At 37.3% G+C, this 19,208-nt stretch carries 21 protein-coding genes; 17 read left to right on the top strand and 4 right to left on the bottom strand.

Features of this window, described 5'->3' with window-relative positions; translation table 11 throughout:
- Positions 1 to 2: 2 nt before the first annotated feature.
- On the bottom strand, positions 3 to 371 hold the full coding sequence (yaaA, locus tag JQ841_RS01960; protein ID WP_203179958.1) for a S4 domain-containing protein YaaA: 369 nt from the start codon (positions 369 to 371) through the stop codon (positions 3 to 5).
- A gap of 158 nt (positions 372 to 529) precedes the next feature.
- Here yaaA and yfmF point away from each other — a divergent pair, with 158 nt between their 5' ends.
- The 12 genes from yfmF (at position 530) to tsf (ending at position 11,741) form a co-directional block, all read left to right on the top strand.
- Positions 530 to 1,780 (top strand): EF-P 5-aminopentanol modification-associated protein YfmF, encoded by a 1,251-nt coding sequence (gene yfmF, locus JQ841_RS01955; protein WP_203179957.1) that lies wholly within the window; start codon positions 530 to 532, stop codon positions 1,778 to 1,780.
- Complete coding sequence (gene yfmH / locus JQ841_RS01950; protein WP_203179956.1) at positions 1,777 to 3,060, top strand: EF-P 5-aminopentanol modification-associated protein YfmH; 1,284 nt, start codon at positions 1,777 to 1,779, stop codon at positions 3,058 to 3,060. Before yfmF ends, yfmH begins: the two co-directional genes overlap by 4 nt.
- Positions 3,061 to 3,101: 41 nt before the next feature.
- The gene (gene rodZ / locus JQ841_RS01945) at positions 3,102 to 3,929 is read left to right on the top strand and encodes a cytoskeleton protein RodZ (protein ID WP_203179955.1); all 828 of its coding nucleotides are present in this window, start codon (positions 3,102 to 3,104) and stop codon (positions 3,927 to 3,929) included.
- Positions 3,930 to 3,939: 10 nt separating this feature from the next.
- Complete coding sequence (gene pgsA, locus JQ841_RS01940) at positions 3,940 to 4,485, top strand: CDP-diacylglycerol--glycerol-3-phosphate 3-phosphatidyltransferase (protein ID WP_020900979.1); 546 nt, start codon at positions 3,940 to 3,942, stop codon at positions 4,483 to 4,485.
- Positions 4,482 to 5,309: an energy-coupling factor ABC transporter ATP-binding protein gene (locus JQ841_RS01935; protein ID WP_203179954.1), complete on the top strand. Its 828-nt coding sequence runs from the start codon at positions 4,482 to 4,484 to the stop codon at positions 5,307 to 5,309. The genes pgsA and JQ841_RS01935 overlap by 4 nt, the downstream gene beginning before the upstream one ends.
- Entirely contained in the window at positions 5,294 to 6,133 is an 840-nt protein-coding gene (locus tag JQ841_RS01930) for an energy-coupling factor transporter ATPase (protein ID WP_203179953.1), read from the top strand. The genes JQ841_RS01935 and JQ841_RS01930 overlap by 16 nt, the downstream gene beginning before the upstream one ends.
- The gene (locus JQ841_RS01925; RefSeq protein ID WP_203179952.1) at positions 6,126 to 6,920 is read left to right on the top strand and encodes an energy-coupling factor transporter transmembrane component T family protein; all 795 of its coding nucleotides are present in this window, start codon (positions 6,126 to 6,128) and stop codon (positions 6,918 to 6,920) included. The genes JQ841_RS01930 and JQ841_RS01925 overlap by 8 nt, the downstream gene beginning before the upstream one ends.
- Positions 6,921 to 6,978: 58 nt before the next feature.
- Complete coding sequence (gene mreC, locus JQ841_RS01920; RefSeq protein ID WP_203179951.1) at positions 6,979 to 7,797, top strand: rod shape-determining protein MreC; 819 nt, start codon at positions 6,979 to 6,981, stop codon at positions 7,795 to 7,797.
- The gene (mreD, locus tag JQ841_RS01915; protein ID WP_203179950.1) at positions 7,797 to 8,291 is read left to right on the top strand and encodes a rod shape-determining protein MreD; all 495 of its coding nucleotides are present in this window, start codon (positions 7,797 to 7,799) and stop codon (positions 8,289 to 8,291) included. Before mreC ends, mreD begins: the two co-directional genes overlap by 1 nt.
- 93 nt (positions 8,292 to 8,384) lie before the next feature.
- Positions 8,385 to 9,617, top strand: coding sequence for a peptidoglycan hydrolase PcsB (gene pcsB, locus JQ841_RS01910; protein ID WP_203179949.1), 1,233 nt, complete (start codon positions 8,385 to 8,387; stop codon positions 9,615 to 9,617).
- Between the two features lie 225 nt (positions 9,618 to 9,842).
- A complete protein-coding gene (rpsB, locus tag JQ841_RS01905; protein WP_203179948.1) occupies positions 9,843 to 10,622 on the top strand; it encodes a 30S ribosomal protein S2 in 780 nt (259 codons plus the stop codon).
- Between the two features lie 78 nt (positions 10,623 to 10,700).
- On the top strand, positions 10,701 to 11,741 hold the full coding sequence (gene tsf, locus JQ841_RS01900; RefSeq protein ID WP_000808071.1) for a translation elongation factor Ts: 1,041 nt from the start codon (positions 10,701 to 10,703) through the stop codon (positions 11,739 to 11,741).
- Between the two features lie 121 nt (positions 11,742 to 11,862).
- Here tsf and cysK read toward each other — a convergent pair whose 3' ends face one another.
- The 3 genes from cysK to JQ841_RS01885 form a co-directional block, all read right to left on the bottom strand.
- Positions 11,863 to 12,789, bottom strand: a complete 927-nt coding sequence (cysK, locus tag JQ841_RS01895; RefSeq protein WP_203179947.1) for a cysteine synthase A — start codon at positions 12,787 to 12,789, stop codon at positions 11,863 to 11,865.
- 95 nt (positions 12,790 to 12,884) lie between these two features.
- Entirely contained in the window at positions 12,885 to 13,328 is a 444-nt protein-coding gene (locus JQ841_RS01890) for a PH domain-containing protein (RefSeq protein WP_203179946.1), read from the bottom strand.
- 15 nt (positions 13,329 to 13,343) lie between these two features.
- Positions 13,344 to 13,979 (bottom strand): YigZ family protein, encoded by a 636-nt coding sequence (locus JQ841_RS01885; protein ID WP_203179945.1) that lies wholly within the window; start codon positions 13,977 to 13,979, stop codon positions 13,344 to 13,346.
- A gap of 56 nt (positions 13,980 to 14,035) precedes the next feature.
- Here JQ841_RS01885 and JQ841_RS01880 point away from each other — a divergent pair, with 56 nt between their 5' ends.
- From JQ841_RS01880 to rplI, 5 genes are all read left to right on the top strand, one after another.
- On the top strand, positions 14,036 to 15,334 hold the full coding sequence (locus JQ841_RS01880) for an ATP-dependent helicase ComFA (protein ID WP_203179944.1): 1,299 nt from the start codon (positions 14,036 to 14,038) through the stop codon (positions 15,332 to 15,334).
- Complete coding sequence (locus tag JQ841_RS01875; RefSeq protein ID WP_203179943.1) at positions 15,331 to 15,993, top strand: ComF family protein; 663 nt, start codon at positions 15,331 to 15,333, stop codon at positions 15,991 to 15,993. The genes JQ841_RS01880 and JQ841_RS01875 overlap by 4 nt, the downstream gene beginning before the upstream one ends.
- 79 nt (positions 15,994 to 16,072) lie before the next feature.
- Entirely contained in the window at positions 16,073 to 16,621 is a 549-nt protein-coding gene (gene hpf / locus JQ841_RS01870) for a ribosome hibernation-promoting factor, HPF/YfiA family (RefSeq protein WP_000599101.1), read from the top strand.
- Positions 16,622 to 16,756: 135 nt separating this feature from the next.
- Entirely contained in the window at positions 16,757 to 18,730 is a 1,974-nt protein-coding gene (locus JQ841_RS01865; RefSeq protein ID WP_203179942.1) for a DHH family phosphoesterase, read from the top strand.
- Complete coding sequence (gene rplI, locus JQ841_RS01860; RefSeq protein WP_203179941.1) at positions 18,727 to 19,179, top strand: 50S ribosomal protein L9; 453 nt, start codon at positions 18,727 to 18,729, stop codon at positions 19,177 to 19,179. The genes JQ841_RS01865 and rplI overlap by 4 nt, the downstream gene beginning before the upstream one ends.
- Positions 19,180 to 19,208: the final 29 nt, after the last annotated feature.

Here is a 19,208-nt window from a genome sequence, read left to right as displayed (position 1 = left end):
GATTATCTACCAGGGAATCGTGGAGCTTGTTTGCTTTTAGGTGATGAAGTAGGTTTCGATTTGTCTTTTTTAAATCCCTTATTCATCTCTTTGACAAGTTTAGCGATCCGTTCTTTTTCAACTTTATCAGCTTGATATTCCTCTTGCTCCTCAGAAGTAGGTTGTGTCAACAAGATGTCAATGTCCATGTCAGGGATGTCAACTTTATCGCCAATACGAAGTTTTTTACCGCGACGATTCTCTAATTCACCATTAAAGTAAACAGAATGTTCAGCGAGAAATGATTTGATAGCTCCTCCGCTATGTGTAATTCCAAGTTCTTTGAGTAGTGCTTGGAGGGTAATAAATTCTTCAAATAATTTGTATTCCATAATTCACCTCAATCTTTGGTATTATACCATATTTTCCTAAAAATAGTGAGAGAAACAGGGAGTAATGTAAGCGATTTTTATTTCAAAAGTGTTACAGGGAACAAGAAAATTTCAGGTTTTCGTGATATAATAGAAGTCTATATATAAGGAGGTGAATCATGGAGTTAGTGCATGGAATTTCAACACATTTTATCCAATCAAAAAAGTTTAAAACGAACAAAATCACCGTGCGTTTTACCGCTCCATTATCTCTTGATACGATTGCAGGTCGCATGTTGAGTGCGAGTATGCTAGAGACTGCTAATCAGCTATACCCTACTTCTCAAGATTTGAGAAAACATTTGGCTAGTCTATACGGTACAGATATGTCAACCAATTGTTTCAGAAGAGGGCAGAGTCACATTGTAGAATTGACATTTACCTATGTTCGTGATGAGTTTTTAAGTAGGAAAAATGTGCTAACTTCTCAGGTTTTGGAACTTGTAAAAGAAACTCTTTTTTCACCCGTAGTAGTTGATAATGGGTTTGATTCGGCCTTATTTGAAGTTGAGAAAAAACAATTGCTAGCAAGTTTAGCAGCTGATATGGATGATTCATTTTATTTCGCACATAAAGAATTAGATAAATTATTTTTTTATGATGAACGTCTCAAATTGGAATACAGTGATTTACGAAATCGTATTTTAGCTGAAACTCCACAAAGTTCTTATTTTTGTTTCCAAGAATTTCTGGCTAATGATCGAATAGATTTCTTTTTCCTAGGTGATTTTAATGAGGTTGAAATTCAAAATGTATTAGAATCATTTGGCTTTAAAGGTCGAAAAGGAGATGTGAAGGTTCAGTATTGTCAACCTTATTCCAATATCCTTCAGGAAGGTATGGTTCGGAAGAATGTGGGACAATCCATTTTGGAATTAGGTTATCATTGCCCTTCTGAATATGGTGATGAGCAACATTTACCAATGATTGTAATGAATGGTTTACTTGGTGGATTTGCACACTCTAAACTCTTTACAAATGTTCGTGAAGATGCTGGATTAGCTTATACAATTTCCAGTCAGCTCGATTTATTTAGTGGGTTCTTGAGGATGTATGCTGGTATTGATCGAGAAAATCGGAACCAGGCTCGTAAAATGATGAATAATCAACTGCTTGATTTAAAAAAAGGATATTTTACAGAGCTTGAGTTAGAGCAGACCAAGGAGATGATTCGTCGGTCTTTGTTACTTTCTCAAGATAATCAATCTTCATTGATTGAACGTGCTTATCAAAATGCCTTACTTGGAAAATCTTCAGCAGACTTTAAAAGTTGGGTTGCAAAACTCGAGAAAGTTGACAAAGATGCTATTTGTAGAGCAGCTAATAATGTGAAACTACAAGCGATTTACTTTATGGAAGGAATAGAATGACAAAGGTTGTTTTTGAAGAAAAATACTATCCAGCTGTAAAAGAAATGGTTTATCGAACTCGTTTGTCAAATGGATTGACAGTTGCTTTTTTGCCTAAAAAAGAATTTAAAGAGGTTTACGGGAGTGTAACTGTACAGTTTGGTTCGGTAGATACGCTTGTCACAGAAGTTGACGGAGATGTAAAACAATATCCTGCAGGGATTGCTCACTTTCTTGAACATAAATTATTTGAGAGAGAAGACTCTAGCGATTTGATGTCGGCTTTTACGAGTCTAGGTGCAGATAGTAATGCCTTTACAAGCTTTACAAAAACAAACTATCTTTTTTCAGCAACGGATCATTTTTTAGAAAATTTGGACTTACTTGATGAATTGGTAACATCAGCACACTTTACTGAAGATTCCATTTTAAGAGAGCAGGATATTATCCAGCAAGAACGAGAAATGTATCAAGATGATCCGGATTCGTGTTTATTCTTTTCAACTTTAGCGAATTTGTATCCTGGTACACCTTTAGCAACTGATATAGTTGGAAGTGAGGAGTCAATTTCCCAAATCAATCTAACTAATTTGCAAGAAAATTTTACAAGATTTTACAAACCTGTAAACATGTCTCTGTTTTTAGTTGGTAATTTTGATGTGGATCAGGTGCAGGATTATTTTGAAAGAAAAGAACTGGAAGATTTAGATGTTCAGGAACTAGCAAGAGAAAAGTTTGTTTTACAACCTGTAAAGCAAACAGATAGCATGAGGATGGAAGTATCTTCTCCCAAACTAGCGATTGGTGTTAGAGGTAAACAAGAAGTTGCTGAAGCGGATTGCTATCGACATCATATTTTATTAAAATTATTGTTTGCAATGATGTTTGGTTGGACTTCGGATCGTTTTCAGAAATTATATGAATCAGGTAAAATTGACGCATCCTTATCTCTGGAAGTTGAAGTAACAAGTCGCTTTCATTTTGTCATGTTGACAATGGATACAAAAGAGCCAGTTGCTTTATCTCATCAGTTTAGGAAGGCTATTCGTAATTTTACAAAGGATTTAGATATTACAGAGGATCATTTAGATATTATTAAAAGAGAGATGTTTGGAGAATTTTTCAGTAGCATGAACTCTCTTGAATTTATTGCAACGCAATATGATGCTTTTGAAAATGGTGAGACAATTTTTGATTTGCCAAAAATTTTACAGGAAATTACTTTAGAGGATGTCCTTGATGCTGGACATCATTTAATAGATGATGGTGATATAGTTGATTTTACAATATTCCCATCGTAGTAACCTATCATAATCGATACTAGAAAGAAGGAATGACAAGTATGAGGAAAAAAACAATTGGTGAGGTTTTACGTTTAGCTAGAACCAACCAAGGGTTGACTTTAGAAGAATTACACAAAAAAACAGAAATTCAGTTGGATATGTTGGAAGCGATGGAAGCTGATGATTTTGATCAACTTCCTAGTCCATTTTATACTCGTTCTTTTTTGAGAAAGTATGCGTGGGCAGTTGAGCTAGATGAGCGAATTGTCTTGGATGCTTATGATTCTGGGAGCATGATTACTTATGAAGAAGTAGATGTTGATGAAGACGAGTTGACAGGTAGGAGACGTTCAAGTAAGAAAAATAAGGCATCATTTTTACCTTTATTTTATTTTATACTCTTTGCATTATCGATTGTCATTTTTGTGACCTATTATGTTTGGAATTATCTCCAGACTCAACCTGAGCGTTCATCTGCGTCTAGTTATAGTGTAGTCCAAGCAACAAGCTCAACTAGTTCTGTAACTTCATCCTCAAGTAGTAGTTCATCAAGTAGATCTTCGAATATGGAACCAGCTATAACGGTATCAGGTGAAGGAAATCAAGTAGAAGTTGCTTATAAAACGAGTAAGGAAACTGCAAAATTACAATTATCAGTCTCAGATGCTAGAAGTTGGGTTAGTGTTTCAGAAAGTGAGCTTGAGGGTGGAGTGACCTTATCACCAGATAATAAAAGTGCGGAAACAACAGTTTCAACTAAAAATTCTGTGACCATTACTTTAGGTGTTGTCAAAGGTGTAGCTTTAACAGTAGATAATCAGACCGTTGACTTATCAAAATTAACAGCTCAGACTGGAAAAATCACTGTAACCTTTACTAAAAATTAAGGAAAAACGAATGAAAAAAGAACAAATTCCAAATCTCTTAACAATAGGTCGAATTCTCTTTATACCTATTTTTATCTTTATTTTAACGGTAGGAAATTCGATAGAGAGTCATATAGTAGCAGCTATTATCTTTGCTATTGCCAGTATTACCGATTATTTAGATGGATATTTAGCTCGTAAATGGAATGTGGTCAGTAATTTTGGTAAATTTGCAGATCCCATGGCGGATAAGTTACTAGTTATGTCGGCTTTTATTATGTTGATTGAGTTAGGAATGGCTCCGGCTTGGATTGTTGCAGTGATTATCTGTCGTGAGTTGGCTGTGACAGGTTTAAGACTTTTATTGGTTGAAACTGGTGGAACAGTTTTAGCAGCAGCAATGCCTGGAAAAATTAAAACTTTCAGTCAGATGTTTGCCATTATTTTCTTGCTATTACACTGGACTTTGATTGGCCAAGTTTTACTTTATGTAGCCTTGTTTTTCACTATCTACTCTGGCTATGATTATTTCAAGGGTAGTGCCTATGTATTTAAAGGGACATTTGGTTCGAAATGAAATCAATAATTGATGTAAAAAATCTTTCTTTTCGTTATAAGGAAAGTCAGGAATACTACGATGTGAAGGATATTACGTTTCACGTGAAACGTGGAGAATGGCTTTCGATTGTAGGGCATAATGGTAGTGGTAAATCAACGACGGTTCGGTTAATTGATGGTTTACTGGAAGCAGAATCTGGAGAGATTGTAATTGATGGGCAACGTTTGACTGAGGAAAATGTTTGGAATATACGTCGTCAAATCGGTATGGTTTTTCAAAATCCAGACAATCAATTTGTTGGAGCGACTGTTGAAGATGATGTTGCTTTTGGTTTGGAAAATCAGGGACTTTCTCGTCAAGAAATGAAAAATAGAGTGGAAGAAGCTCTGGATTTGGTTGGCATGTTGGACTTTAAAAAGAGAGAGCCGGCACGTCTATCAGGTGGCCAAAAGCAACGTGTGGCCATTGCAGGTGTTGTAGCTCTAAGACCAGCTATTTTAATCCTAGATGAAGCAACGAGTATGTTGGATCCTGAGGGACGTAGAGAACTGATTGAGACAGTAAAAGGAATTCGGAAAGACTATGATATGACGGTCATTTCCATTACACATGATTTGGAAGAAGTTGCCATGAGTGACCGTGTATTGGTCATGAAAAAAGGGGAAATTGAATCAACTAGTAGTCCAAGGGAACTTTTCTCTCGAAATGATTTAGATCAAATTGGATTAGATGATCCTTTTGCCAATCAATTAAAACATTCTTTGAGCCAGAATGGCTATAATTTACCTGAAAATTATTTGACAGAAAGTGAGCTAGAGGATAAGCTATGGGAATTGCTCTAGAAAATGTGAATTTTACATATCAAGAAGGGACTCCCTTAGCTTCAACAGCTTTGTCAGATGTTTCTTTGACGATTGAAGATGGTTCTTATACGGCTTTAATTGGCCACACAGGTAGTGGCAAATCAACTATTTTACAACTTTTAAATGGTTTATTGGTTCCAAGTCAAGGGACTGTGCAGGTTTTTGATACCTTCATCACCTCGACTTCTAAAAATAAAGATATTCGTCAAATTAGAAAACAGGTTGGCTTGGTATTTCAGTTTGCTGAAAATCAGATTTTTGAAGAAACGGTTTTAAAAGACGTTGCCTTTGGACCGCAAAATTTTGGAGTTTCTGAAGAAGAAGCGGAGAAGATTGCGCGTGAGAAACTGGCTCTGGTTGGAATTAATGAATCACTTTTTGATCGTAGCCCGTTTGAGCTGTCAGGGGGACAAATGAGACGTGTTGCGATTGCAGGCATACTTGCCATGGAGCCAGCTATATTAGTCTTAGATGAACCCACAGCAGGCTTGGATCCTTTGGGAAGAAAAGAGTTGATGAACTTGTTCAAAAAACTCCACCAGTCAGGGATGACCATCGTTTTGGTAACGCATTTGATGGATGATGTTGCTGAATATGCGAATCAAGTCTATGTAATGGAGAAGGGACGTTTAGTTAAGGGTGGTAAACCAAGTGATGTCTTTCAAGATGTTGTCCTTATGGAAGAAGTGCAGTTGGGAGTACCTAAAATTACAGCCTTTTGTAAACGATTGGCTGATAGAGGCGTGTCATTTAAACGATTACCGATTAAGATAGAGGAGTTCAAGGAGTCGCTAAATGGATAGTATGATTTTGGGGCGTTATATCCCAGGGGATTCGATTGTTCACCGATTGGATCCACGTAGCAAATTACTGGCTATGATGCTACTGATTTTGATTGTGTTTTGGGCTAATAATCCCTTGACAAATCTGATTCTTTTCATAGCGACAGGGATATTTATTGCCTTGTCAGGAGTATCTCTTTCATTTTTTATTCAGGGCTTGAAGTCTATGTTTTTCTTGATTGCCTTCACAACTATTTTTCAACTGTTTTTCATTTCTAATGGGAATGTTTTATTTGAATTTTCGTTTGTGAGAATCACAGATTATGCTTTGCAACAAGCTGGGATTATTTTTTGTCGCTTTGTATTGATTATTTTCTTTTCAACTTTGTTAACCTTAACAACAATGCCCTTAAGTTTGGCCTCAGCTGTCGAAGCTTTGTTGGCGCCTTTAAAGCGTGTGAAAGTTCCAGTTCATGAAATTGGATTGATGCTGTCCATGAGTCTACGTTTTGTCCCAACATTAATGGATGATACGACGCGGATTATGAATGCACAGAAAGCTCGTGGAGTGGATTTTGGTGAAGGAAGCATTGTTCAAAAGGTGAAGGCTATGATTCCCATTTTGATTCCTCTTTTTGCAACAAGTTTAAAACGTGCGGATTCCTTGGCTATTGCTATGGAAGCGCGCGGTTATCAGGGGGGGAAAGGAAGAAGTCAATACCGACAACTGAAATGGACTCGAAAGGATACGCTGACCATTCTTGTTATTATCATACTTGGTTTTTGCTTATTTTTCTTAAAATCTTAGTAGCTTTCAGGAATTGATAAAAAGTTACTATAACAGTTTTTGATATAAAGGTAGGGATATGAACCGTTTTAAAAAATCAAAATATGTCATTATTGTTTTTGTCACTGTTTTGCTTGTGTCAGCTCTCTTAGCGACGACTTATTCAAGTACAATTGTGACAAAATTAGGAGATGGAATCTCATTGGTTGATAGAGTTGTTCAAAAACCTTTTCAGTGGTTTGATTCTGTCAAATCAGATTTGGCACATTTGACACGAACATATAATGAAAATGAAAGTTTGAAGAAACAAATTTACCAGTTAGAAGTTAAATCAAATGAGGCGGAAAGTTTAAAGACAGAAAATGAACAACTGCGCCAATTGCTTGATATGAAGTCTAAATTGCAAGCTACAAAGACTTTAGCAGCAGATGTTATTATGCGTTCTCCGGTATCTTGGAAGCAGGAGTTGACCCTGGATGCAGGCAAATCAAAAGGGGCTTCTGAGAACATGTTAGCCATTGCAAATGGTGGTTTGATTGGCAGCGTTTCAAAAGTAGAGGAGAACTCTACCATGGTTAACCTTCTGACAAATACGGAAAATGCTGATAAGATTTCTGTTAAAATTCAACATGGTTCTACTACAATTTATGGGATTATTGTTGGTTATGACAAGGAAAATGAAGTTCTTAAAATTAGTCAATTAAATAGTAATAGCGATATTAGTGCAGGAGATAAGGTGACCACTGGTGGATTAGGAAACTTTAACGTTGCTGATATTCCTGTTGGTGAAGTGGTTGCCACAACGCATAGTACAGACTATTTGACACGAGAAGTAACTGTTAAATTGAGTGCAGATACTCATAATGTAGATGTGATAGAATTAGTGGGGAATTCATAATGAGACAGTTGAAGCGAGTTGGAGTGTTTTTATTGCTTCCTTTCTTTGTTCTAATTGATGCCCATATTAGCCAGCTTCTGGGGTCATTTTTTCCCCATGTACAGTTGGCTAGTCATTTTCTGTTTTTATTTCTCTTATTTGAGACAATTGAAGTATCAGAGTATTTCTATTTAGCTTATTGTTTTGTAGTTGGTTTGGTTTATGATATTTACTTTTTCCTCTTGATTGGAATTGCGACTCTGTTGTTCGTCTTGTTGGGGGTATTTCTCCATAAATTTAATAGTGTTATTTTATTGAATCGTTGGACGAGAATGTTAGCAATTATTGTCATGACTTTTCTATTTGAAATGGGGGCTTACATACTTGCAATAGCGGTAGGTTTAACTGTGGATAGTATGTCTTTATTCATAGTCTATAGTTTAGTTCCATCAATGATTTTGAACCTTATATGGATGATTGTTTTTCAGTTTATTTTTGAAAAATTTTACCTATAAGAAAGAAATAAAAATGTAACAAAGGCGTAATATTCATTAGGCCTTTTTTTGGTATACTAGTAATGTCTTTAAAAGAAGGAGTATCTACGAAATATGAAGAAAAAAATCTTAGCGTCACTTTTATTAAGTACAGTAATGGTTTCTCAAGTAGCTGTTTTAACAACTGCGCATGCAGAAACTACTGATGACAAAATTGCTGCTCAAGATAATAAAATTAGTAACTTAACAGCACAACAACAAGAAGCACAAAAACAAGTTGATCAAGTTCAGGAGCAAGTATCTGCTATTCAAACAGAGCAATCAAACTTGCAATCTGAAAATGATAGACTACAAGCAGAATCTAAAAAGCTTGAGGGTGAAATTACAGAACTTTCTAAGAATATTGTATCTCGCAATGATTCATTACAAAAACAAGCTCGTAGTGCTCAAACAAATGGAGCTGCAACAAATTACATCAATACAATTGTAAACTCAAAATCAATTACAGAAGCTATTTCACGTGTTGCTGCAATGAGTGAAATCGTATCTGCAAACAACAAAATGTTGGAACAACAAAAAGCAGATAAAAAAGCTATTTCTGAAAAACAAGTAGCAAACAATGATGCAATTAATACAGTTATTGCAAATCAGCAAAAACTAGCTGATGATGCTCAATCATTAACTACAAAACAAGCTGAGTTAAAAGCTGCAGAATTGAATCTTGCTGCTGAAAAGGCTACTGCAGAGGATGAAAAAGCAAGTTTACTTGAGAAAAAAGCAGAAGCAGAAGCAGAAGCTAAAGCAGCTGCAGAAGCAGAAGCAGCTTACAAAGCTAAACAAGCAAGTCAACAACAAACAGTAGTTGCTTCTGGAAATACAACTTTTACAGCAGAGGTTCAAGCAGTATCAACTACTTCTTCATCTAGTTCATCTGAATCATCTTCAAGCAGTGCTTCAACAGAATCAACAAGCTACACTCCTGCACCAGTAAAACATCGTCCAACATACAGTACAAACGCTTCAAGTTATCCAACTGGTGAGTGTACATGGGGAGCTAAGACATTGGCACCTTGGGCAGGAGACTATTGGGGTAATGGAGCGCAGTGGGCTACAAGTGCAGCTGCAGCAGGATTCCGTACAGGATCTACACCTCAAGTTGGTGCTATTGCATGTTGGAATGATGGTGGATATGGACACGTAGCCGTGGTTACAGCTGTTTCATCATCAACAAGTATCCAAGTATCTGAATCAAACTATGGTGGAAATCGTACAATCGGAAATAAACGTGGATGGTTCAATCCTACTACAACTTCAGAAGGTTTTGTAACATATATCTATCCAAACTAATGAATGAAACGAAGAGACTCGATTAGAGTCTCTTTTATGATTTATATAGTTAACTTACTCTAAAAATCTGCTAAAATAGCTTGAAAATATTGAAAAAGTATGGTAGAATGAAACTTGTCGTGTGAACGATAATACTCATTCTTGATGAATTGTGAAACAGTTGCCCTTGGGTCGTTTTGCGAGTTGAAGTCAAGAAGAGGAAAAAAACAAAAAGGAGAAATACTCATGGCAGTAATTTCAATGAAACAACTTCTTGAGGCTGGTGTACACTTTGGTCACCAAACTCGTCGCTGGAACCCTAAGATGGCTAAGTACATCTTCACTGAGCGTAACGGAATCCACGTTATCGACTTGCAACAAACTGTAAAATACGCTGACCAAGCTTACGATTTCATGCGTGATGCAGCAGCTAACGATGCAGTTGTATTGTTTGTTGGTACTAAGAAACAAGCAGCTGATGCAGTTGCTGAAGAAGCAGTACGTTCAGGTCAATACTTCATCAACCACCGTTGGTTGGGTGGAACTCTTACAAACTGGGGAACAATCCAAAAACGTATTGCTCGTTTGAAAGAAATCAAACGTATGGAAGAAGATGGAACTTTCGAAGTTCTTCCTAAGAAAGAAGTTGCACTTCTTAACAAACAACGTGCACGTCTTGAAAAATTCTTGGGTGGTATCGAAGATATGCCTCGTATTCCAGATGTGATGTACGTAGTTGACCCACATAAAGAGCAAATCGCTGTTAAAGAAGCTAAAAAATTGGGAATCCCAGTTGTAGCGATGGTTGACACAAATACAGATCCAGATGATATCGATGTAATCATCCCAGCTAACGATGACGCTATCCGCGCTGTTAAATTGATCACAGCTAAATTGGCTGACGCTATCATCGAAGGACGTCAAGGTGAAGATGCAGCAACAGTTGAAGCAGAATTTGCAGCTTCAGAAGCTCAAGCAGATTCAATCGAAGAAATCGTTGAAGTTGTAGAAGGCGACAACGCTTAATTTATATAAATAGTAATTACCTAGGAGGGCGGGGCTTAGCCCGGCTCTCCTATTTTTAAAAATTATAGGAGAATCAAAATGGCAGAAATTACAGCTAAACTTGTAAAAGAGTTGCGTGAAAAATCTGGTGCCGGTGTTATGGACGCTAAAAAAGCGCTTGTAGAAACAGACGGTGACATCGAAAAAGCGATTGAATTGCTTCGTGAAAAAGGTATGGCTAAGGCAGCTAAGAAAGCTGACCGTGTTGCTGCAGAAGGTTTGACTGGTGTTTATGTTAACGGTAATGTTGCAGCAGTTATTGAAGTAAACGCTGAAACTGACTTCGTTGCGAAAAACGCTCAATTCGTTGAATTGGTAAATACCACAGCTAAAGTTATTGCTGAAGGAAAACCTGCTAACAATGAAGAAGCTCTTGCTTTGACAATGCCTTCAGGTGAAACTCTTGAAGCTGCATACGTATCTGCAACAGCAACTATCGGAGAAAAAATCTCATTCCGTCGCTTTGCATTGATTGAAAAAACAGATGCACAACACTTTGGAGCTTACCAACATAACGGTGGACGTATCGGTGTTATTTCGGTTGTTGAAGGTGGAGACGAAGCACTTGCTAAACAATTGTCAATGCACATCGCAGCGATGAAACCAACAGTTCTTTCTTACAAAGAATTGGATGAGCAATTCGTTAAAGATGAGTTGGCACAATTGAACCACGTAATCGACCAAGACAACGAAAGCCGTGCAATGGTTAACAAACCAGCTCTTCCACACTTGAAGTATGGATCAAAATCACAATTGACTGATGAAGTGATCGCCCAAGCTGAAGCTGACATCAAAGCTGAATTGGCTGCAGAAGGTAAACCAGAAAAAATCTGGGACAAAATCATCCCAGGTAAAATGGATCGCTTCATGCTTGACAACACTAAAGTTGACCAAGCTTATACACTTCTTGCACAAGTCTATATCATGGATGACAGCAAGACAGTTGAAGCATACCTTGAATCAGTTAACGCTTCAGTAGTTGAGTTCGCTCGCTTTGAGGTTGGTGAAGGTATCGAAAAAGCTGCAAACGACTTTGAAGCTGAAGTTGCAGCTACAATGGCAGCAGCCTTGAATAACTAATAATAAAAAGGAAGCTAAATTGCTTCCTTTTTTCTATGCAGTCGATCTTTATGGGGAGATGTTCCTATTTTTAAGATATAAATAAAAAGCCCTATAATAAGGGCTAAGTGTATTTAGGAGACTACACTTCAAATTCATAGAGTGCTGTAGAGAGATAACGTTCACCGTTATCTGGTGCTAGAGCAAGAACTTTTTTACCTGTACCTAATTTCTTGGCAACCTCGATGGCTCCGTAGATAGCTGCAGCTGAAGAAATCCCTACAAGGAAACCTTCTTTTCCACCAATTTCACGGCCGAGTGCTAGTGCATCGTCTGACGTTACACGAACGATACCATCATAAGCCTTTGTATCCAGTGTATCAGGAATAAATCCAGCTGAGATACCTTGAATTTTGTGCGGTCCAGGTTTTTCACCAGATAGAATAGCAGATTCGTCTGCCTCTACTGCAAAAACTTGAATGTTAGAATTTGCTGATTTGAGTGCATGAGAAACACCAGAAATCGTTCCACCGGTACCCACTCCAGCAACAAAGGCATCTAGTCCATCTTTACCGAAAGCAGCTAGTATTTCAGCTCCTGTTGTTCTTTCGTGTACTTCTGGATTAGCTGGATTGTCAAATTGAAGAGGAAGGAAACCATCACGTTCAGCAGCGATTTCTTGAGCCTTAGCAATAGCACCTTTCATTCCCTCGCTTCCAGGAGTTAGGACGAGTTCAGCGCCATAAGCTTGGATAATCTTACGTCGTTCTACACTCATAGTTTCAGGCATAACGATGACGACTTTATACCCTTTAGCAGCACCTACCCATGAAAGTCCAATACCAGTATTTCCACTTGTTGCTTCAACAATAGTAGAACCAGGTTTCAGAATACCGTCTTGTTCAGCTTTTTCAATCATGCTAAGAGCAATACGATCTTTTACAGAAGAACCAGGGTTGAATGCTTCAAGCTTTACATAGACGTCCGCAGCCCCTTCTGGCACGATGTTGTTGAGTTTAACAATCGGAGTTTGACCGATTAATTCAGTAATATTGTTATAAATAGCCATAATACACCTCTTTGTATAAGATATTTCTAGTATAACGCTATCTATACCATTTGTAAAATATAGAAATCCTATCGAAGTGATAGGATTTTTTTATATCATAGGTCTAAGCCGTTAATTTTCAAGCGATTGTGATAAGCTAATTCTAGTAAATAGGTGTAAAGTGGAACGATATCCGTCTTCTTAGGGAATTCAAATTTATGAGCACCAAAATGCTCATTATGCGCTTTTAGAAAGACATTTTCTAAATAAGTAATCGTTATTTCACTATCATCTATACCTGCTCCGGCAGTTTCCATTTCAACGTTAACAATATTCATCAAAAAAATTGATTTAACGGACATCTTACGACCAGTAGCGCCTTGTTTATCAGTAAAGATAATACGGATATTTGTAAATATGATTGAGTCACGAATCAGTTTATATCCACTTTGAATTTCTTCATTTTCCAGTAGATATTGTCCATATTCTTTGATAAGAGTTTCTTTGTTTTGCTCGCTAAAGTTACCAGCCAGTCCTTGAATGAATTTTCCAAATGCCATATTTTTCTCCTTTGTTTACACTAAGTTTACAGGAACTTCAACTTCACGTAAACCTTGATCAGTTAAAGTAACTTTTCCATTAAAAAACTCCACTAGTGCAGCTTTAATATTATCTTTTTCTTCTTTATCAACATAAATTATCGTATCGACTTGATCTGTAAAGTTTGTCTCAAGTTCCATGAAATCATGTTCCTTAAGGAAGTTACTGTACTCTTGGTACTGAGCGTAAGACATTTGAATAGCAATGCCAGCTTGTTCCTTTATTTCAATGATGCCAATTTCCTTGACAGTTAAGGCAACACTGCCGGCGTAAGCACGAATCAATCCTCCAGCGCCTAGCTTAATGCCTCCAAAGTAGCGTGTCACTACTACACAGACATTAGTAAGATTGTGATTTTCTAGTACCCCAAGCATGGGAACGCCAGCAGTACCACTGGGTTCACCATCATCACTTGTCCGTTTAATTTCACTACGTTCCCCAATAATAAAGGCTGAGCAGTTATGCGTAGCTTTGTAGTGTTCTTTTTTGATGGCAGTAATAAAGTCCCGAGCCTCTTCTTCGCTATAAACACGCTTTGCATGACAGATAAAGCGTGATTTTTTAATTTCTTCTTGGACTTGACCGTCCTCTTTAATTGTTCTAAATTCCATGATTTAATTGTACTAAAAAATTATCTAAAGCGCTAGGTTTTTACGAATAAAGAAGTATGAAAGTAAATCCAAATTATCTCGGTCGGTTGTTTACGGAGAATGAATTAACAGAAGAGGAGCGTCAGTTGGCAGAGAACATTCCAGCAATGAGAAAGGAGAAGGGGAAATTTTTCTGTCAACGTTGTAATAGTACTATTCGAGAAGAATGGTATTTACCTATAGGTGCTTACTATTGTCGGGAGTGCTTAATTATGAAGCGAGTTAGGAGTGATCAAGCTTTATACTATTTTCCGCAGGAGGATTTTCCGAAGCAAGATGTTCTTAAATGGAGTGGTCAATTAACTCCTTTTCAAGAGAAGGTATCAGAGGGACTGATTAGAGCGGTAGACAAGCAGGAGCCAACCTTGGTACATGCGGTGACAGGAGCTGGAAAGACAGAAATGATTTACCAAATTGTGGCCAAAGTGATTGATGAAGGTGGTGCAGTTTGTTTGGCTAGCCCTAGAATCGATGTGTGTTTGGAGCTGTATAAGCGACTGCAAGATGATTTTGCTTGCGAGATAGCTTTACTACACGGAGAATCAGAACCATATTTTCGAACACCACTAGTTGTTGCAACGACTCATCAGTTACTGAAGTTTTATCAAGCTTTTGATTTACTGATAGTGGATGAAGTAGATGCCTTTCCTTATGTTGACAATCCCATGCTTTACCATGCTGTCAAGAATAGTGTAAAGGAGAATGGCTTGAGAATCTTTTTAACGGCGACTTCTACAGATGAGTTAGATAAGAAGGTTCGTTTAGGAGAATTAAAACGATTGAGCTTGCCAAGACGATTTCATGGAAATCCGTTGATTATTCCAAAACTAGTTTGGTTATCGGATTTTAATCATTGCTTAGAGAAAAGTAGATTGTCACCAAAGTTAAAGTCCTATATTGAGAAGCAGAGAAAGACAGGTTATCCGTTACTCATTTTTGCATCAGAAATTAAGAAAGGGGAGCAGTTAAAAGAAATTTTACAGGAGCAATTTCCAAATGAGAAAATTGGCTTTGTATCTTCTGTAACAGAAGATAGATTAGAGCAGGTACAAGCTTTTCGAGATGGAGAACTGACAATACTAATCAGTACGACAATCTTGGAGCGTGGAGTTACCTTCCCTTGTGTGGATGTTTTCGTAGTAGAGGCCAATCATCGTCTGTTTACCAAGTCTAGTTTGATTCAGATTGGTGGACGAGTTGGGCGAAGCATGGATAGACCGACAGGAGATTTGCTTTTCTTTCATGATGGGTTAAATGCTTCAATCAAGAAGGCAATTAAGGAAATTCAGCAGATGAATAAGGAGGCGGGTCTATGAAGTGCTTGTTATGTGGGCAGACTATGAAGGCTGTTTTAACTTTTAGTAGCCTCTTGCTGTTGAGGAATGATGACTCCTATCTTTGTTCAGACTGTGATTCTACTTTTGAGAGAATTGGAGAAGAGTATTGTCCAAGCTGTATGAAAATAGGCTTGTCAACAAATTGTCAAGATTGTCAATTTTGGTGTAAAGAAGGAGTTGAGGTCAGTCATAGAGCGATTTTTACTTACAATCAAGCTATGAAGGATTTTTTTAGTCGGTATAAGTTTGATGGGGACTTTCTTTTAAGAAAAGTGTTCGCTTCCTTTTTAAGTGAGGAGTTGAAAAAGTACAAAGAGTATCAATTTGTCGTCATTCCTCTAAGTCCCGAAAGATTGCTTGAGAGAGGATTTAACCAGGTTGAAGGTTTAGTTGACGCAGCAGGGTTCTCTTTTCAAGACTTACTAGAGAAGAGAGAAGAGCGGGCCAGTTCTTCTAAAAATCGTTCAGAACGCTTGGCAACAGAACTTCCTTTCTTTATTAAAAGTGGAGTCACTATTCCTAAAAAAATCCTACTTATAGATGACATTTATACTACTGGAACAACTATAAATCGTGTGAAGAGATTGCTAGAAGAAGCTGGTGCTGAGGATGTAAAAACATTTTCCCTTGTAAGATGAGGAAAAAATTTGCAAAAATAAAATGAAAGCGTTATAATGAAATCAGAAAAACAAAAATGTTTAGAAAGAAGGTACTCATATGATTAAATATAGTATCCGTGGTGAAAACCTAGAAGTAACAGAAGCAATTCGTGATTATGTAGTTTCTAAACTCGAAAAGATCGAAAAGTATTTTCAAGCTGAACAAGAGTTGGATGCTCGAGTAAACTTGAAGGTGTATCGTGAAAAAACTGCTAAAGTGGAAGTAACGATTCCGCTTGGCTCAATTACTCTTCGCGCAGAAGATGTATCTCAAGATATGTATGGCTCAATTGACCTTGTAACTGATAAAATTGAACGTCAGATTCGTAAAAATAAAACAAAAATCGAGCGTAAAAATAAAAATAAGGTGGCAACTAGTCAATTATTTACAGATGCTTTGGTCGAAGACTCAAATGTTGTCCAGTCTAGAGTTGTTCGTTCAAAACAAATTGATTTAAAACCAATGGATTTGGAAGAAGCTATTCTACAGATGGATTTGTTGGGACATGATTTCTTTATCTATGTTGATGTTGAAGATCAAACAACTAATGTGATTTATCGTCGTGAGGATGGCGAAATTGGCTTGTTAGAAGTTAAGGAATCTTAATTTCAATATGTGTAAAGGAAGGTTTACTGAATTGTAAACCTCCTTTTTCTTATAATTGATAGAATTACTGATTACACTTTTAAAAAGTCGCTTTTTGGTGGTTATTATGGTATAATGGGTGCCAAGAGGTTTGGAATGAAAAAATTTTATGTAAGTCCTATTTTCCCCTTAATATTAGGAATAGTGGCGTTCGGAGTGCTATCTGTGCAACTTGTTTTTGTAACGAATACACTAGTAACGCTATTTCTTTTACTACTTATTTTGGGTTCATATATTTTACTATTCATTCATCAGAGAGACTACTACTCAAAGAGTGAAGTAGAACAAATCCAGTATGTAAACCATCAAGCTGAAGATAGTTTGACAACCTTGTTAGAACAGATGCCTGTTGGAGTTATTAAATTAGACTTATCATCTGGTGAAGTTGAATGGTTTAATCCTTATGCTGAATTGATTTTGACGAATGAAGTGGGCGAAATTGATGTGGCATTAATTCAAACAATTATCAAGGCTTCTGTGGGGAATCCAGGTTCTTATGCCACCTTGGGTGAGATCCGCTATTCGGTTCATATGGACAAGGTATCTGGAGTTCTGTACTTCTTTGATGTGTCTGGAGAATACGAAGCGACTGTTGAGTTAGTAACGAGTCGACCTGTGATTGGGATTGTCTCCGTTGACAACTATGATGACTTAGAAGATGAAACATCGGAGTCTGATATCAGTCATATCAATAGTTTTGTAGCCAATTTTGTTTCAGAATTTGCTGGGAAGCATGCCATGTTCTCCCGTCGAGTGAGTATGGACCGTTTTTATCTATTTACGGACTACACAGTACTTGAGGGACTAATGAATGATAAATTTTCTGTTATCGATGCTTTCAGAGAAGAGTCGAAACAGAGACAGTTGCCATTGACCTTAAGTATGGGATTTTCTTATGGTGATGGAAATCATGATGAAATAGGGAAAGTTGCTTTGCTCAACTTGAACTTGGCTGAAGTTCGTGGTGGCGACCAGGTGGTTGTTAAAGAAAATGACGAAACTAAAAATCCAATTTATTTTGGTGGTGGGTCTGCTGCTTCAATCAAGCGTACCCGTACCCGTACGCGCGCTATGATGACAGCTATTTCAGATAAGATTCGGAGTGTAGATCAGGTTTTTGTAGTTGGTCACAAAAATTTAGATATGGATGCTTTGGGTTCTGCTGTAGGTATGCAGCTGTTTGCCAGCAATGTGACTGAAAATAGCTATGCTCTTTACGATGAAGATCAAATGTCACCAGATATTGAACGAGCTGTTTCATTCTTAGAAAAAGAAGGAGTTACGAAGTTGTTGTCTGTTAAGGATGCAATGGGGATGGTGACCAATCGTTCTTTGTTGATTCTTGTAGATCATTCAAAAACGGCCTTAACATTATCAAAAGAATTTTATGATTTATTTACCCAAACCATCGTTATTGACCACCACAGACGGGATCAGGATTTTCCAGATAATGCAGTTATCACTTATATCGAAAGTGGTGCAAGTAGTGCCAGTGAGTTGGTAACGGAATTGATCCAGTTCCAAAATTCTAAGAAAAATCGTCTGACTCGTATGCAAGCAAGTGTCTTGATGGCTGGTATGATGTTGGATACTAAAAATTTCACCTCGCGAGTTACCAGTCGGACATTTGATGTTGCTAGCTATCTCAGAACGCGCGGAAGTGATAGTATTGCTATTCAGGAAATGTCTGCGACAGATTTTGAAGAATATCGTGAGGTCAATGAACTTATTTTACAGGGGCGTAAATTAGGTTCAGATGTACTCATAGCAGAGGCTAAGGACTCGAAATGCTATGACACAGTTGTTATTAGTAAGGCAGCAGATGCCATGTTAGCTATGTCAGGTATTGAAGCGAGTTTTGTTCTTGCGAAGAATACACAAGGATTTATCTCTATCTCAGCTCGAAGTCGTAGTAAATTGAATGTACAACGGATCATGGAAGAGCTGGGAGGTGGAGGCCACTTTAATTTAGCAGCAGCTCAAATTAAGGATTTAACTTTGTCAGAAGCAGGTGAAAAACTGACAGAAATTGTATTAAATGAAATAAAGGAAAAGGAGAAAGAAGAATGAAAGTAATCTTTTTAGCAGATGTCAAAGGAAAAGGTAAAAAAGGCGAAATTAAGGAAGTACCAACAGGGTATGCGCAAAACTTTCTTATCAAAAAGAATCTAGCCAAAGAAGCGACTGCTCAAGCTGTAGGTGAACTTCGTGGTAAACAAAAATCCGAAGAGAAAGCTCACGCTGAGATGATTTCAGAAGCAAAAGCAATTAAAGCCCAACTAGAAGCAGAAGAAACGGTTGTAGAATTCGTTGAAAAGGTTGGTCCAGATGGCCGTACCTTTGGTTCTATTACCAATAAGAAAATTGCAGAAGAATTGCAAAAGCAATTTGGAATTAAGATTGATAAACGTCATATTCAAGTACAAGCTCCGATTCGAGCAGTTGGATTGATTGATGTACCAGTGAAAATCTATCAAGATATCACAAGTGTAATCAATCTTCGTGTGAAAGAAGGATAAATTTACACCTTCTTGACAAGATTGTAAAA

This window comes from Streptococcus mitis (assembly GCF_905187535.1).
GTDB lineage: Bacteria > Bacillota > Bacilli > Lactobacillales > Streptococcaceae > Streptococcus > Streptococcus mitis_BS.
This window is presented reverse-complemented; position numbering and strand designations above follow the sequence as displayed.